Source organism: Streptomyces sp. NPDC030143, from assembly GCF_055573695.1.
Genome location: NZ_JBVIAY010000015.1, coordinates 166,714 through 181,947 on the forward strand (window position 1 = coordinate 166,714; position 15,234 = coordinate 181,947).

15 protein-coding genes are annotated in these 15,234 nt (G+C 72.1%); 12 read left to right on the forward strand and 3 right to left on the reverse strand.

The window, feature by feature from the left end; all coding sequences use genetic code 11:
* Window positions 1-69: 69 nt before the first annotated feature.
* The 4 genes from argH (at window position 70) to ACZ4YY_RS24920 (ending at window position 5,023) form a co-directional block, all read left to right on the forward strand.
* Window positions 70-1,497 carry an argininosuccinate lyase gene (argH, locus tag ACZ4YY_RS24905; RefSeq protein WP_468294183.1) on the forward strand — a complete coding sequence of 476 codons (1,428 nt, stop codon included), beginning with the start codon at window positions 70-72 and terminating at the stop codon, window positions 1,495-1,497.
* Window positions 1,498-1,867: 370 nt separating this feature from the next.
* Entirely contained in the window at window positions 1,868-2,839 is a 972-nt protein-coding gene (locus ACZ4YY_RS24910) for an aldo/keto reductase (RefSeq protein WP_468294186.1), read from the forward strand.
* A gap of 115 nt (window positions 2,840-2,954) precedes the next feature.
* A complete protein-coding gene (locus ACZ4YY_RS24915) occupies window positions 2,955-3,503 on the forward strand; it encodes a TetR/AcrR family transcriptional regulator (RefSeq protein WP_468294188.1) in 549 nt (182 codons plus the stop codon).
* The gene (locus ACZ4YY_RS24920; protein ID WP_468294191.1) at window positions 3,500-5,023 is read left to right on the forward strand and encodes an MFS transporter; all 1,524 of its coding nucleotides are present in this window, start codon (window positions 3,500-3,502) and stop codon (window positions 5,021-5,023) included. Before ACZ4YY_RS24915 ends, ACZ4YY_RS24920 begins: the two co-directional genes overlap by 4 nt.
* A gap of 84 nt (window positions 5,024-5,107) precedes the next feature.
* Here ACZ4YY_RS24920 and ACZ4YY_RS24925 read toward each other — a convergent pair whose 3' ends face one another.
* Window positions 5,108-5,779: a lysophospholipid acyltransferase family protein gene (locus ACZ4YY_RS24925; protein ID WP_468294332.1), complete on the reverse strand. Its 672-nt coding sequence runs from the start codon at window positions 5,777-5,779 to the stop codon at window positions 5,108-5,110.
* 448 nt (window positions 5,780-6,227) lie between these two features.
* Between ACZ4YY_RS24925 and ACZ4YY_RS24930 the strand changes: the two genes are divergently transcribed.
* The 3 genes from ACZ4YY_RS24930 (at window position 6,228) to ACZ4YY_RS24940 (ending at window position 8,650) form a co-directional block, all read left to right on the forward strand.
* Window positions 6,228-7,406, forward strand: coding sequence for a glycerophosphodiester phosphodiesterase (locus ACZ4YY_RS24930; RefSeq protein WP_468294194.1), 1,179 nt, complete (start codon window positions 6,228-6,230; stop codon window positions 7,404-7,406).
* 218 nt (window positions 7,407-7,624) lie between these two features.
* Entirely contained in the window at window positions 7,625-8,107 is a 483-nt protein-coding gene (locus ACZ4YY_RS24935; protein ID WP_468294335.1) for an RNA polymerase sigma factor, read from the forward strand.
* A 45-nt stretch (window positions 8,108-8,152) separates the two neighbouring features.
* Window positions 8,153-8,650 (forward strand): GNAT family N-acetyltransferase, encoded by a 498-nt coding sequence (locus tag ACZ4YY_RS24940; RefSeq protein WP_468294197.1) that lies wholly within the window; start codon window positions 8,153-8,155, stop codon window positions 8,648-8,650.
* Here ACZ4YY_RS24940 and ACZ4YY_RS24945 read toward each other — a convergent pair.
* Both ACZ4YY_RS24945 and ACZ4YY_RS24950 read right to left on the reverse strand, forming a co-directional pair.
* Complete coding sequence (locus tag ACZ4YY_RS24945) at window positions 8,640-9,056, reverse strand: hypothetical protein (protein WP_468294200.1); 417 nt, start codon at window positions 9,054-9,056, stop codon at window positions 8,640-8,642. The genes ACZ4YY_RS24940 and ACZ4YY_RS24945 overlap by 11 nt on opposite strands.
* 1 nt (window position 9,057) lies before the next feature.
* Complete coding sequence (locus ACZ4YY_RS24950) at window positions 9,058-9,417, reverse strand: hypothetical protein (RefSeq protein WP_468294203.1); 360 nt, start codon at window positions 9,415-9,417, stop codon at window positions 9,058-9,060.
* Window positions 9,418-9,986: 569 nt separating this feature from the next.
* Between ACZ4YY_RS24950 and ACZ4YY_RS24955 the strand changes: the two genes are divergently transcribed.
* The 5 genes from ACZ4YY_RS24955 to cbiE all read left to right on the forward strand — a co-directional run bounded on the left by ACZ4YY_RS24955 (window position 9,987) and on the right by cbiE (window position 15,047).
* Window positions 9,987-11,018, forward strand: coding sequence for a methionine ABC transporter ATP-binding protein (locus ACZ4YY_RS24955; RefSeq protein ID WP_468294206.1), 1,032 nt, complete (start codon window positions 9,987-9,989; stop codon window positions 11,016-11,018).
* Entirely contained in the window at window positions 11,015-11,752 is a 738-nt protein-coding gene (locus tag ACZ4YY_RS24960; RefSeq protein WP_468294208.1) for a methionine ABC transporter permease, read from the forward strand. The genes ACZ4YY_RS24955 and ACZ4YY_RS24960 overlap by 4 nt, the downstream gene beginning before the upstream one ends.
* A 166-nt stretch (window positions 11,753-11,918) precedes the next feature.
* Window positions 11,919-12,743 carry a MetQ/NlpA family ABC transporter substrate-binding protein gene (locus ACZ4YY_RS24965; RefSeq protein WP_468294211.1) on the forward strand — a complete coding sequence of 275 codons (825 nt, stop codon included), beginning with the start codon at window positions 11,919-11,921 and terminating at the stop codon, window positions 12,741-12,743.
* A 353-nt stretch (window positions 12,744-13,096) separates the two neighbouring features.
* Entirely contained in the window at window positions 13,097-13,735 is a 639-nt protein-coding gene (locus ACZ4YY_RS24970; protein ID WP_468294214.1) for a GNAT family N-acetyltransferase, read from the forward strand.
* A gap of 94 nt (window positions 13,736-13,829) precedes the next feature.
* Window positions 13,830-15,047, forward strand: coding sequence for a precorrin-6y C5,15-methyltransferase (decarboxylating) subunit CbiE (gene cbiE / locus ACZ4YY_RS24975; RefSeq protein ID WP_468294216.1), 1,218 nt, complete (start codon window positions 13,830-13,832; stop codon window positions 15,045-15,047).
* Window positions 15,048-15,234 lie beyond the last annotated feature (187 nt).

Sequence of the window (15,234 nt, forward strand, 5' to 3'; positions counted from 1 at the left end):
CGGCCGGGCGGGACCTCCCACCGGCGTAGTCTCGCGGCACACCGACCCACCTCCCTAGGAGCAACGCAAGTGAGCAGCAACAGCGGTGACGTACGGCTCTGGGGCGGCCGTTTCGCGGACGGCCCCGCCGAGGCCCTGGCGAAGCTGTCCGCGTCCGTCCACTTCGACTGGCGGCTCGCGCCGTACGACATCGCCGGCTCGCGTGCCCACGCGCGTGTGCTGCACAAGGCGGGGCTGCTCACCGACGACGAGCTGACGGCCATGCTCGCCGGGCTGGACCGGCTCGAGGCGGACGTGGCGGACGGCTCCTTCACCGGCACGATCGCCGACGAGGACGTCCACACCGCCCTGGAGCGTGGCCTGCTGGAGCGGCTCGGCCCGGACCTCGGCGGCAAGCTGCGCGCCGGCCGGTCGAGGAACGACCAGGTCGCGACCCTCTTCCGGATGTACCTGCGGGACCACGCCCGGATCATCGGCGGACTGATCGCCGACCTCCAGGACGCGCTGATCGGCCTGGCCGAGGCCCACCCGGACGTGGCCATGCCCGGTCGCACCCACCTCCAGCACGCCCAGCCGGTGCTGTTCGCCCACCACGTCCTCGCCCACGTCCAGTCCCTGTCCCGGGACGCCGAACGCCTGCGCCAGTGGGACGAGCGCACGGCGGTCTCCCCGTACGGCTCGGGCGCGCTCGCCGGCTCGTCCCTCGGTCTGGACCCGGAGGCGGTCGCCGAGGACCTCGGCTTCGAGCACGGCAGCGTCGGCAACTCGATCGACGGCACGGCCTCCCGCGACTTCGTCGCCGAGTTCGCCTTCATCACCGCGATGATCGGCGTGAACCTCTCCCGGATCGCCGAGGAGATCATCATCTGGAACACGAAGGAGTTTTCCTTCGTGACCCTGCACGACGCGTTCTCCACAGGCTCGTCGATCATGCCGCAGAAGAAGAACCCGGACATCGCCGAACTGGCGCGCGGCAAGAGCGGCCGCCTCATCGGCAACCTGACCGGACTGCTGGCCACCCTCAAGGCCCTGCCGCTCGCGTACAACCGCGACCTCCAGGAGGACAAGGAGCCGGTCTTCGACTCCTGCGACCAGCTCGAGGTCCTGCTCCCGGCCTTCACCGGCATGATCGCCACCCTCACGGTCCATCGCGAGCGCCTGGAGGAGCTGGCCCCCGCCGGTTTCTCGCTCGCCACCGACATCGCCGAGTGGCTGGTCAAGCAGGGTGTGCCGTTCCGCGTCGCGCACGAGGTCGCCGGCGAGTGCGTGAAGGCCGCCGAGGCCGAGGGCAAGGAGCTCGACGAACTCACCGACGAGCAGTTCGCGAAGATCTCCGCCCACCTCACCCCCGAGGTGCGCTCCGTCCTCAACGTCCCCGGCGCCCTGGCCTCCCGCAACGGCCGCGGCGGCACGGCGCCCAGCGCGGTCGCCGTCCAGCTGACGGAGGTCAGGGCGGACGTCGCCCGACAGCACACCTGGGCGAACGCCAAGAAGTAGCGACGAGCACCCCCCGCCCCCGAGGGCCGCAGTCCCGCCGGGGGCGGGGCCCGTGCGGCGGGCCTGCGCGGCGCGGCGGCGAGGTTCGTGTGTGTGGGGGCCTTTGCGGACGCGGGTCGTTCAGGGGCGCGGGGAACTGCGCGACAAAGCCACAACGCACCCGCACCGGCCATGCACCGCAGGGCTCCCGCCACCCACCGCACCCGCCATGCACCGCAGGGCCCCCGCCACCCACCGCACCCGCCACGCAACCGCACCGCACCCGCCACGCACCGCAGACCCCGACACTCATGGCGGCCGCCCGCCCCGGCGGAGCGCACCGGTTAGGTTGGTCCGAAGCCGTACCGGAGCCGACCGAACGGAGCCCGCGATGCCCTTCGCCCGCCTCGCCTCAGCGACGACCGCGACCTGCCACCTCGGACTGGGTCTCGCCGCCGTCGGCCGCCCCGGCTACATCACCCGCGGCCGCGACCGCGACCTGGGAGAGGACCGCAGCGCGGAAGCGCTGCGGGCCCGCACCCACGAACTCCTGGACGCCGCCTACGCCCAGGGCGTCCGCTACCTGGACGCCGCCCGCTCCTACGGCCGCTCCGAGGAGTTCCTCGCCGACTGGCTGCGCGCCCACCCCGAGGCCGACGACGTCGTCGTCGGCAGCAAGTGGGGCTACACCTACACCGCCGACTGGACCACCGACGCCGAGCGGCACGAGGTCAAGGACCACGGCCTGGCCACCTACGAGCGTCAGCGCGCCGAGACCGCCGAGCTGCTCGGCGACCGGCTCGACCTCTACCAGATCCACTCGGTGACCCCGGACAGTCCGGCCCTCTCCGACAAGGAACTCCACACCAGGCTGGCGGAGGCCGCCGCCCAGGGGCTCACCATCGGCTTCTCCACCAGCGGCCCGGCGCAGGCCGACGCCATCCGCGCCGCGCTCGCCGTCGAGGTCGACGGCGTCCCCCTCTTCCGTACCGTCCAGTCCACCTACAACGCCCTGGAGACCTCGGCCGCGCCCGCGCTCGCCGAGGCCCACGAGGCAGGACTGACGGTGATCGTCAAGGAGGGCATGGCGAACGGCCGGCTCGCCGAGCCCCACGCACCGGACGCCCTGAAGGCCGTGGCGGCCGAGACCTCCCTCGGCTGCGACGCGGTCGCCCTCGCGCTCGTCCTGCGGCAGCCCTGGGCGGGCGTCGTCCTCTCGGGTGCCGCCACCACCGCCCAGCTCGCCTCCAACCTGCACGCCACCGTCGTCGACCTCGACGAGGACCAGGCCGCCCGGCTCGCCGCGCTCACGGAGGAGCCGCACATCTATTGGGAGCGGCGGGGACAGCTGCCCTGGCACTGAGGCTCCGAACGGAACAGCTCACCGGACCGCCCTGCTCGTGAGACATTCATGCCCGATGTGAGACGCCTATGTCTCACATGGGCTACCTTTGTCTCACATGGGCTATCCTTGTCTCATGGCTGTCGATCGTGACCAGGTGCTGCGCGCTGCCGCCGCACTGCTGACCCGCAACTCCACCGCGACCATGGACGAGGTCGCCAAGGCCGCCGGGATCAGCCGGGCCACCCTGCACCGGCACTTCGCCGGGCGCGACGCGCTCGTACGGGCCCTGGAGGCGCTGGGCATCGCCGAGTGCGAGGCCGCGCTGGACGCCGCCCGGCTGGACGAGGGCTCCGCGACCGAGGCCGTGCGCAGACTCGTGCGCGAGATCCAGCCCGCCGCCGGGCTGCTCGCCTTCCTCTACGGCGAGAACCAGCTCTGGGAGGGCGGCACGGACGACGGCTGGCTGCGGCTCGACACCCGCATCGGCGCGGTGTTCGTGCGCGGCCAGCAGGCCGGCGAGTTCCGTATCGACCTCAGCCCGGTCTGGCTCACCGAGGCGCTCTACGGACTGATCGCCTCGTACGCCTGGGCGATGCAGGACGGCCGGGTCGCCCGCCAGGACTTCACCCACATGATCGTCGAGCTGCTGCTCGGCGGCGCACTACGGAGAGAGGAACCATGACCAGCGCCCTGCAGCCGGAGAACACGACGGAGGCGGTGAAGCGCCCCGGCCGATGGCTCGCGCTCGCCGTCCTCGTGCTCGCCGTGCTGCTGGTGGCCGTCGACGCGACCGTCCTCGGTCTCGCCACCCCCTACCTCAGCGAGGACCTCCAGCCCTCCGGCACCCAACTCCTGTGGATCGGCGACGTCTACTCCTTCGTCATCGCCGGACTGCTGGTGTCCATGGGCAGCCTCGGCGACCGCGTGGGCCGCAAGCGGATCCTGCTCGCCGGCGCGACGGCGTTCGGCGCGATATCCGTCCTGAACGCCTACGCCCGGACGCCCGAGACGATGATCCTGGCCCGCGCGCTCCTCGGTGTCGCCGGCGCGACCCTGATGCCCGCCACCCTCGCCCTGATCCGCAACCTCTTCCACGACCCGCGCGAGCGCAGCCTCGCCATCGGCATCTGGGGCGCCACCGCCTCCGCCGGCACGGCCGTCGGCCCGATCGTCGGCGGCTTCCTGCTCGAACACTTCTGGTGGGGCTCGGTCTTCCTCATCAACCTGCCGGTCATGGCCGTCCTGGTCGTGGTCGGCGCCAGGACGCTGCCCGAGTCCCGCGACCCGAACCCCGGCCCCTGGGACCTCACCAGCGTCGTCCTGTCACTCGTCGGCATGATCGGCGTCGTGTACGCGGTCAAGGAGGCCGCGACCCACGGCCTCACCCGGGCCACGCTCGCCGCGGGCCTGCTGGGCGCCGCCGCGCTGTACGGCTTCGTGCGCCGTCAGCTGGCCCTCCCGTCCCCGCTGCTGGACATGCGCCTGTTCCGCAACCGCGGCTTCAGCGGCGCCGTCCTCGCCGACCTGCTGACCATCCTCGGCCTGTCCGGACTGGTCTTCTTCCTCTCCCAGTACCTGCAACTCGTTCAGGGACGGCGCCCCCTCGAGGCGGGCCTCGCCGAACTCCCCGCCGCGATCGGCGCGGTGGCGGCCGGTCTGATCGCGGGCCGCGCGGCCCGGCGATTCTCGGTCCGCGTCGTCGTCTCCGGCGGCCTGGCGGCGATCGGCCTGGCGCTGGCCGCGCTCACCGTGGTCGACGAGACCACCGGCTACCCGCTGCTGGGCACGGCGCTGCTCGTGGTGGGCGTGGGCGCCGGCTTCTCCTTCACGGTGACGGCCGACGTGATCCTGTCGTCCGTCCCCAAGGAGCAGGCGGGCGCGGCCTCGGCGGTCTCGGAGACCGCGTACGAACTGGGCGCGGCTCTCGGCATCGCCGTGCTGGGCTCGATCGTGACGGGCGTGTACCGGAACTTCACCGGGCCGGCCGGCACCCCGGAGGGCGCCCACGAGTCGCTGGGCGGAGCCGTGGAGGCGGCGGGCCGTCTGCCGGCGCCGACGGCCCGGGAGTTGCTGGCCTCGGCCCGCGAGGCCTTCGTGGACGGCCTGAGCCTCGCGGCCGGCGCGGGCGCGGTGGTCCTGCTCGCGACCGCGGTGGCGGCGTGGTTCCTGCTGCGGAACCAGCGCCTGGAGAGTTCCGGGTGAGCGGAGCGTCCCCGGCGGCGCGGTGACCCGCGCGCGACACCGCGCCGGGGCCGCGCCGCGGCTACGGCCGAACCGCCGAAGACGCTACGCCGCCTTGGCCTTCGTGGCGTACATGTCCACGTACTCCTGCCCGGACAGCCGCATGACCTCGGTCATCACCGAGTCCGTCACCGCCCGCAGCACGTAGCGGTCCCGGTCCATGCCGTCGTAGCGGGAGAACTCCATCGCCTCGCCGAACCGCACGGTCACCCGGGAGGGGCGCGGCATGCCCGACCCGCCCGGCTGGATCTTGTCCGTGCCGATCATCGCGAACGGCACCACCGGCGCGCCGGTCATCAGGGTCAGCCGGGCGATACCCGTACGACCCCGGTACAGCCGGCCGTCGGGGGAGCGGGTGCCCTCGGGGTAGATCCCGAAGACCCTGCCCTCCTCCAGGATCCGCCGGCCCGTCATCAGGGCGGCGACTCCGCCCTTGCCGCCGTCGCGGTCGACCGGGATCATGCCGACGCCGGTGAAGAACCAGGCCATCAGCCGGCCCTTGACCCCCTTGCCGGTGACGTACTCGTCCTTGCCGATGAAGAAGACCTGCCGGTCGCACACCAGCGGGAGGATCATCGAGTCGATGAAGGTGAGGTGGTTGCCGGCCAGGATGACCGGGCCTTCGCCCGGGATGTGCTCCACGCCTTCGACCCGGGGGCGGAACATCAGGCGCATGACCGGTCCGAGCACTGCCTTGATGAGCGCGAAGCGGGACAACGAGCCCTCCGATGTCAAGGGAAAACGGTATGAGTCTGTGCAGGTGAGGACGATACTCGCGGCGCCCGGGGTGGCGCACATCGGGTTCACCGACGCCTTACGCAGTGTTGACGTACGTTTACCTGGACGGGTGATCCGTCGCGTGTCCGTCACCCGGGTGCAACGGTATGACGCACCCCACGCCTGCCGGTACGTCACCGCGGTGCGCGACCTCGCGGACGCGGACGTCCCCGCCCACCCCGCTCGGCCGGTACGACACGGCCGTCGGGGACCGGCTACCCCGGCCCGCGTCACCGAATCCCCCACCGTGGACCCGACGAGTCGTCACATGGCGGGTGCCCACCAGCCATCCGCCGTCACCCGGGTGTTCGAACCGAGGCCTCCCTCCGGTCATGTCCACGCCCCTACGATCGGCCCGCACGGGACGAGCCGAGTGGCAGGAGGCCTCATGGGTATGCAGGAGTCGCAGCGGTCGGGCAGCCGGGCGAGCGGAACCGGACGGCGGGCGTTCCTCGGCGCGGCCGCCGCACTCGGTGCCGCCGGATCGACCCTGGGGACGGCCACCGCCGCGGGTGCCGCCGAGGCGCGGCACGGCGGCAGGGGCCTGAAGGGCCTGCCCGTGCCGACGATCATCGGTCACCGCGGCGCCAGCGGACACCGTCCCGAACACACCTTCGGCGCCTATCAGCTCGCCCTCGACCTGGGCGCCGACATCGTCGAGGCCGGGGACCTCGTCCCCACCCGGGACGGTCACCTCGTCTGCCGTCACGAGCCGGAGATCGGCGGGACGACGGACGTCGCCGACCACCCCGAGTTCGCCGCCCGCAGGACGACGAAACTCCTCGACGGCGTCTCCACCACCGGCTGGTTCACCGAGGACTTCACGCTCGCGGAACTGAAGACCCTGCGCGCCACCGAGCGCATCCCTGCCAACCGTCCGCACAACACCCTCTACGACGGCCGCTGGGAGATCCCCACCTTCGAAGAGGTCCTCAGGTGGCAGGACGCGCAGACCCGCACACGCGGCAAGCAGGTCTGGATCTACCCCGAGCTCAAGCACCCCACCTACTTCCGCAGGCTGGGCCTCGGTCTGGAGGAGCGGGTCGCCAAGGTGCTGCGCAAGCACGGCAAGGACGGCAAGAACGCGCCGGTCATCCTGCAGTCCTTCGAACCGACCAGCATCCAGCGGCTGAACGAGCTGGTCGACAACCCCCTCGTCGTCCTCCTCGCCGGCCCCACCACCCGCCCCTTCGACTTCGTCGAGACGGGCGACCCGCGCACCGTCGCCGACCTCGTCACCCGCAAGGGGCTGCGCGAGATCGCCGGGTACGCCCAGGGCATCGGCCCCACCCTCGACCTGGTCATCCCGAAGGACGCGAACGGCAACCTCACCACACCGACCACCCTGGTGAACGACGCCCACGCGGTCGGCCTGGTCCTGCACCCCTGGACCCTGCGCAACGAGAACCCCTTCCTGCCCGCGAACTTCCGCAGGGGCACCGACGCGGACGCCTACGGCGACGTGTTCGGCGCCTACCGCGCCTACTTCGCCACCGGGATCGACGGCGTGTTCACCGACCAGCCCGACACCGGCCTGCTGGCCCGCGAGGACTTCGTCAACGGCTGACGGACCCGTTGGGGTGACCGACCGGCCGTCCGGGCAACCCCCGCCCGGCCGGCCGCGTCGTGCCGCACATGAACCCCGCCCCGCCCACGGCACCACCCGCCCCGCTCACCACGACGCACCACACCCCCACGGCACCGCCCGCCCCGCCTCCCGCACCTCACGACACTCCCGCGACGACCCCGGACCGGCCCCCCGGCGGGCTCGACACGCTCACCGCCCTGCGCCCCCTGCTCGCGGCCGAGGCCGCCGCCGAGGCGCACGCCACCGGCACCGAGCCCGCCGACCTCGAACAGGCGGTCTGGCTCCGCCTCCTCGAACACCTCGCCGCCGACACCCCGCCCCCCGACCCCCAGGGCTGGCTGCGCCGCGCCGTCCGCGCCGAGTCCCGCCGCACCCGCCGTACCGCCCGCCGGGAACGGCCGTACGACACCGACCCCGCCGACGACGGCGAACGCGGCCCCGAACAACTCGCCCTGGCCGCCGCCCGCCGCCGCGCCCTGCGCGAAGCGGTGCACCGTCTGCCCGGCCGCTGCCCCCGTCTCCTCCAGGCCCTGCTGTCGCCCGAGGACCTCACGTACCGGGAGATCGCGCGGGAGTTGGGTATCTCACAGGGAAGTCTCGGACCGGAACGTTCCAGATGTCTGGGATGTCTGCGACGTCTGCTCGTACCGGAGGTTGCGACGCGCGAAGTGCGGGGATAGGAGTGAAGGACCACAGGCGATCAGGTGAGCGGGAGGCGTGCGCACATGGGCATGAGCGTGACCATCTCGGTGGCGACCGAGCACGATGCCGAGCAGATCTTCAGGCTGCAGTACCTGTGCTTCCAGAGCGAGGCCGCGCTGTACGGCAACTACCGCATCGACCCGCTCGTCCAGAGCCTCGAATCGGTCCGTCAGGAACTGGCCACGGACTGCGTCTTCGTGGCCCGGCTCGGCGAGGAGGTCGTCGGCTCGGTCCGCGGCTCGGTCACCGAGGACGGCGCGGCCTCCATCGGCAAGCTCTGCGTCCACCCCCGCCTCCAGGGCCACGGCATCGGCGCCCGCCTCCTGCGCGCCGCCGAGGCCGCCCTCGCCGAGGAGCGCGGCGCCACCAGGTTCCGCCTCCACACCGGCCACCGCAGCGAGGGCAACCTGCGCCTCTACCGCCGCGTGGGCTACGAGACGGTCGGCACCGCCCAGGGCACGGACGGCGTACCGATGATCGTCCTGGAGAAGGCGGCGGGCACGTACGCGGCTACGGCGTGACGGACCGGGACCTGCGCAGCCAGTAGAGCGCCGACAACGGCAGCAGTACCGGGATGAACACGTACCCCACCCCGTAGTCCGACCACACGGTCGAGTCGGGGAAGGCCGACGGCTCCACCAGGGTCCACGTACCGACGACCAGCACGCCCGCGAGCTCGGCGGCACAGCACACCTGTGCCGCCCTCCGCGCGGTCTCGCCTCCGCGCACCAGCGAGTACGTGATGAACCCGTACACCACACCGGCCACCGCCGACAGCGCGTACGCCAGCGGCGCCCGGTCGAACTCCGTGGCGATCTGGTACACGGACCGCGACACGGCCCCGACCACCATCACGCCGTAGAACCAGACCAGCAGCATGCCCGGCCCGCTGATCAGGCGCGCCGGCCTCCCTTCCGCGGCGGTCATCTCAGCCTCCCCAGATGTCGAAGAGCCGCACTTCGAGGACGGCGAGCACGACACCGCCCGCGGCGACCGTCACCGACCCCCACCGTGTCCGCTCGGCCAGTGACATGAACCCGGCCGCCGGGACGCACGCGAACGCCCCCAGCAGATACGCCACGAAGATCGTCGTCCCCTGCGCCGGCTTCTCGCCCCGCGCCAGCTGCACGATCCCGACGGCCAGCTGCGCCAGCGCCAGCACCGACACCACGGCCATCCCGATGAAGTGCCAGTCCTTCGTCGGCTGGTCACGGTAGGCCGCCCAGCCGCACCACGCGGCGAGCAGCAGCGCGGCGACACCGGTCACCAGCGTCAGGACATCAAGCATGCTGCGACCCTATTACGGCGTAATGGGGCTGCCGCGCCCGGGCCCGGCGCCCTCGCGCGCCGGGCCCGCGGCCGCCCGGACCGCCGTGGCATCGGCCACAGCCCGCCGGACCGCGAACGCGACGGCGACCGGTCGGCGCGCCCCTGCCCTCCGCGTTCCCGCTGGTCACCGGTCGGCCGGGGCGCCCGCCGGACGCGCCCCGACACTGTCCACGTCTGTCCAGCATGCGGACGGCGCGGCTTTGTCAGGACCGTACGTCTGCTTTACTGATCGCATGACCACGACGAGCAGCCGCACCCTTGCGACCGAGGCGACCATGACGCCCGGTGCTCGTTGTATGTGTCGAATGTGCGCCTTCTAGAGGGCCCCTGCACCACCCCCGAGCTCGCGCCCCGAAGCGAGACGCCGTGGCATGTCCGTACGCCGTGAGCCGTACGCGACACATCGCCGCCCCCGCGCACATGGTCTCCCGGTTCAGCGCCACAGCGAGAACCGTGTCGCGTCCCTGAACGAATGCACCCGTGCCCGGGCACACCCACGCCCGCGCACTCGACAGTGACGGAAACCCTGTGATCACCACATCGGGACTCACCAAGGTCTACCGCTCCCGCGGCCGTGAGGTCACCGCCCTGGACGGCGTCGACCTCCACGTCCGCGAAGGCGAGGTCTACGGCGTCATCGGCCAGTCCGGCGCCGGCAAGTCCTCACTGATCCGCTGCGTCAACCTCCTCGAACGTCCCACCGCCGGCACGGTCACCGTCGCCGGACAGGACCTCACCGCCCTCGCCGGGCGCGGACCCCGCGCGGGACGGGAGCTCCGCCGGGCGCGCAGCCGTATCGGCATGGTCTTCCAGCACTTCAACCTGCTGTCCTCCCGGACCGTCCAGGACAACGTCGAGCTGCCCCTGGAGATCCTCGGCACGTCGGGGAGGGAACGTTCCCGCAAGGCGCTGGAACTCCTCGACCTCGTCGGCCTCGCCGACCAGGCCAAGGCCTACCCCGCCCAGCTCTCCGGGGGCCAGAAGCAACGCGTCGGCATCGCCCGTGCCCTCGCCGGCGACCCCAAGGTGCTCCTCTCCGACGAGGCCACCAGCGCCCTCGACCCGGAGACCACCCGCTCGATCCTGAGCCTGCTGCGCGACCTCAACCGGCAACTGGGCCTGACCGTCCTGCTCATCACCCACGAGATGGACGTGGTGAAGTCGATCTGCGACTCCGCCGCGCTCATGGAGCGGGGCCGCGTCGTCGAGTCCGGCACCGTCAGCGAACTGCTCGCGACCCCCGGCTCGCAGCTCGCCGCCGCGCTCTTCCCGGTCGGCGGCGAGGCCGACGGCGACGACCGCACCGTCGTCGACGTCACCTTCCACGGCGAGGCCGCGACCCGGCCGGTGATCTCCCGGCTGTCGCGCACCTACAACATCGACATATCGATCCTCGGCGCCGCCATCGACACCGTCGGCGGCCTCCAGGTCGGCCGGATGCGCATCGAACTGCCCGGCCGCTACGAGGACAACGTGGTGCCCATCGGCTTCCTGCGCGAACAGGGCCTGCAGATCGACGTCGTGAACGAGCCCCTGTTCGTGAAGGAAGGTGCCCGGTGACCTGGTCCGAGATGCAGCCCCTGCTGGAGCAGGCGTGTTGGGACACCCTCTACATGGTGGGCTGGTCCACGCTCATCGCCGTCGTCGGCGGTCTTCCGCTCGGCGTCCTGCTCGTCCTGACCGACCGCGGCGGGCTGCTGCAGAACGTCGTCGCCAACAAGGTGATCGGGCAGGTGGTGAACGTCGCCCGCTCGATGCCGTTCATCATCCTGATGGTCGCCCTGATGGGCTTCACCCGCTCCATCACCGGGACGACCATCGGCCGGGAGGCGGCCATCGTGCCGCTCGCCATCGGTGCCATCCCCTTCTTCGCCCGTCTCGTCGAGACGGCTGTCCGCGAGGTGGACGGCGGACTGGTCGAGGCCGTGCAGTCGATGGGCGGCAACACCTGGACGATCGTCCGCAAGGTCCTCGTACCGGAGGCCCTGCCGTCGCTGATCGCCAGCACCACCACCACGATCGTCGCCCTCATCGGCTACTCCGCGATGGCCGGCACGGTCGGCGCCGGCGGCCTCGGCGACATCGCCATCCGCTACGGCTACCAGCGTTTCGAGACCGAGCTGATGTGGATCACCGTCGCGATCCTCGCCGTCGTCATCTCGCTCATCCAGTTCGCGGGCGACGTCGCGGCCCGCTCCCTGCACCGCCGCGGCGGCAGTTCGGGCCCCGCGCCCAGGCTGCGGCTGCTGAAGGCCAAGGAGCCCGCCGCCGCGGACGTCGGCAAGGTCGCCTGAGCCCCCACCCGGGCGTCGCGGGGATCTCGGGCACCCACGCGTGAGACGCGCCGTGTCCCAGGCGCGCCCTGCCCGCGGCGCTCCCCCCGCACATACCGCACCCCCCTCCTCAAGACTCCCCGCACACCCCCAGCGGGGTCGCACCACCTCAGGAAAGGCACTTTTCGTGCGTAACACCGCCAAGATCACCACCGCCGTCCTCGCCACCGGAGCCCTCACCCTCGGGCTCACCGCGTGCGGCTCGGGGGGCTCCGCCTCCGACACCAGCGGCCCGCTGATCGTCGCCGCCAGCCCCACCCCGCACGCCGAGATCCTCACCTACGTCAAGGACAACCTGGCGAAGAAGGCGGGCCTCGACCTCGAGGTCAGGGAGTTCACCGACTACGTCACGCCGAACACGGCGACGGAGGACGGCTCGGTGGGCGCCAACTACTTCCAGAACCAGCCGTACCTCGACGACTTCAACAAGAAGAACGGCACCCACATCGTGCCCGTCGTCACGGTCCACCTGGAGCCGCTCGGCCTCTACTCCGACAAGGTCAAGAGCGTCGACGCCCTGAAGAGCGGTGCGACGGTCGCCGTCCCCAACGACACCGTCAACGAGGCGCGCGCCCTGAAGCTGCTCGCCGCGAACGGCCTCATCACCCTCAAGGACGGCGCGGGCGCCTCGGCGACCCCCGCCGACATCACCCAGAACCCCAGGAACCTCAAGTTCAAGGAGTTGGAGGCGGCCCAGACCCCGCGCTCCCTGAACGACGTGGACGCCGCCGTCGTCAACGGCAACTACGCCATCGAAGCGGACCTCAAGCCCGCCGAGGACGCCCTCGTCCTGGAGTCCGCCAAGGACAACCCGTACGGCAACTTCCTCGCCGTCAAGGAAGGCCACGAGGACGACCCGCGGGTGCGCAAGCTCGCGAAGCTCCTCACCTCCGCCGAGGTGAAGAAGTTCATCCAGGACAAGTACGCCGGCTCCGTCATCGCCTCCTTCTGAGGCGCCGGCTCCACGGCCCCAGCCGTCCCGGCCGGCGAGGCCCTGACCTGCATCGAGCGGGGGAGTCGGCGCAGGGCGGCGACCCCTACGCCGACCTCCTCCCGGCCGGGCGCCGCACCAGGACGACCGGTGCGTGCGGAAGCTCGCGGAGCCTCTCACCTCCGCCGAGGTGAGGACGTTCGTCGAGGACGAGTACGCCGGCTGCGTCCGGCCGGTCGCCTCCGGCCGGCCCGCCCGCGTCGCCACGGGGTCGCTCCGTCACCCGGAGTCGACCCCGTGGTGCAGTCCGGTGCTTTCATGCTGCATGCTGGGCAGTTCAGCAGCCCCAGAGGTTTCGAATTACGGAGCGGCGCATGACGAGCACCTTCCCCACCATCTCCATCAGCACGGAGCGGTTGGTGCTGCGTCCCCTCGACGAGGACGACGTGCCCGCCCTGGCCGAGATGATGAACGACGAGCAGGTCGCCGCCTGGACATCCGTCCCCCAGCCCTTCACCGAGGAGGGCGCCCGCGGCTGGATCACCGAGTACGCCCCCACCGAACGCGCCGCCGGCCGCGGCCTCGACCTCGCCGTCACCGAGTTCCTCACCCAGCGGCTCGTCGGCGTCATCCAACTCGGCAAGACCAACTGGCACGTTCGCTCCTCCGAGCTGTCGTACATCATCGCCCCCTGGGCGCGCGGTGAGGGCTACGCCTCCGAAGCGGCGCTGGCCACCGCCCAATGGCTGTTCAGCGACCAGAAGTTCGAGCGCATCGAGCTGCGCACGGCCGCCGACAACACCGCCTCCCAGCAGGTCGCCCAGAAGATCGGCTGCATCAGCGAGGGCGTCCTGCGCAACGCCTGTATAGCCCGCGCCCGCGCCGAGGACGGCACCTGGACCGAGGTGCGCACCGACTTCATCGTCTGGAGCCTGCTCCCGGAGGACCTGGAGGGCGCCGGGGAGCAACTCGCCGAGAGCGGCGGCTTCACGTCGTACACCGACTGGAACTGACCTCCTGGCGGGGCGGCGCCACTGCCGCGGCCGCACGACCAGGTACCCTCACGGAGCCCGCTGCCTGCGTGAACCCCCCGGGAGACTGACGACGATGGCCGACCGCGTCACGGTGATCGGCTGGGACGGCTCGCCGCTGACCGCCGCGGCCCGCTCCGCTCTGGGTGCCGCCACACTGGTGGCCGGCGCCGCCCACCACCTGGCGCTGCCCGAGGTGCCACCCGCCGCCGAACGCATCCGCCTCGGCAGCGTCGCCCTCGCCGCCCGGCGCATCACCGGCCACCGCGGCACCGCGGTCGTCCTCGCCGACGGCGACCCGGGCTTCTTCGGCGTCGTACGCACCCTGCGCGACCCCGAGTTCGGACTCGAGGTCGAGGTCGTCCCCGCCGTCTCCTCCGTCGCCGCCGCCTTCGCCCGCGCCGGCATGCCCTGGGACGACTCCCAGGTGGTCGTCGCACACCGACGCACCCTGCGCCGCGCGGTGAACGTGTGCCGCGCCCACACCAAGGTCGCCGTCCTCACCTCCCCCGGCGCCGGGCCCGCCGAACTGGGCCTGCTCCTGGAGGGCGTCCACCGCACCTTCGTCGTTTGCGAGGAACTCGGCACCGACCGCGAACAGGTCAGCGTCGTCACCTCCGACAAGGCCGCCGACCACACCTGGCGCGACCCCAACGTGGTCATCGTCATCGGCGGACCCGTCGGACCGGCGGGTGCCGGGGAGGGCGGCTGGATCGCCGGACGCGACCCCGGCACCGGCCCGCGCGGCTGGACCCTGCCCGCCGAGGCGTACGGCGGTGCACCGGGAGAGGGGGAGGCGGAGCTGCTGCGCGCGGCCCAACTCGCCCGGCTCGGCCCGCGCGTCGGCGACCTCGTCTGGGACATCGGCTGCGGCAGCGGCGCCTTCGCCACCGACGCCGCACGGGCCGGCGCCGCCGTCATCGCCGTCGACCGCGACCTGGAGGCGTGCGCCCGCACCGACGCCTCCGCGCGGCGCCACGGCGTCCACCTCCAGATCGTGCGCGGCACCGCCCCGCACGTCCTGGAGAACCTGCCCGAACCGGACGTCGTCCGCGTCGGCGGCGGGGGAGCGGCCGTGGTCTCCGCGGTCGCCGACCGCCGCCCCCAACGCATCGTCACCCACGCCATGACCCGTGACGCGGCCGAACGCGTGGGCCGCGACCTGACGGAGCACGGCTACCGCGTCGAGTGCGCCCTCGTCCAGTCCGTCGAACTCGACACGCGGGCCTGGACGGAGACCGAGCGGAGCGTCGCGTTCCTGCTCAGCGGGGTCATGCCGGACCGCACGGCGTGACCGGTTCCGCCCTCCCCGTGATCCTGTTGTCGTACCGCGCGCGGTAGGCTGGCCGATCGTCGTACCGCATCCGGACGCCCGGCTTTTCGTCGGTCAATGTCCGGAAAACGCATCCGTTTTGGGGTGGGTGTGGTACGGCGAAACCGGAGGGCGCGCAACGTGGCGCAGTACACAGTGGAGTGTCCCG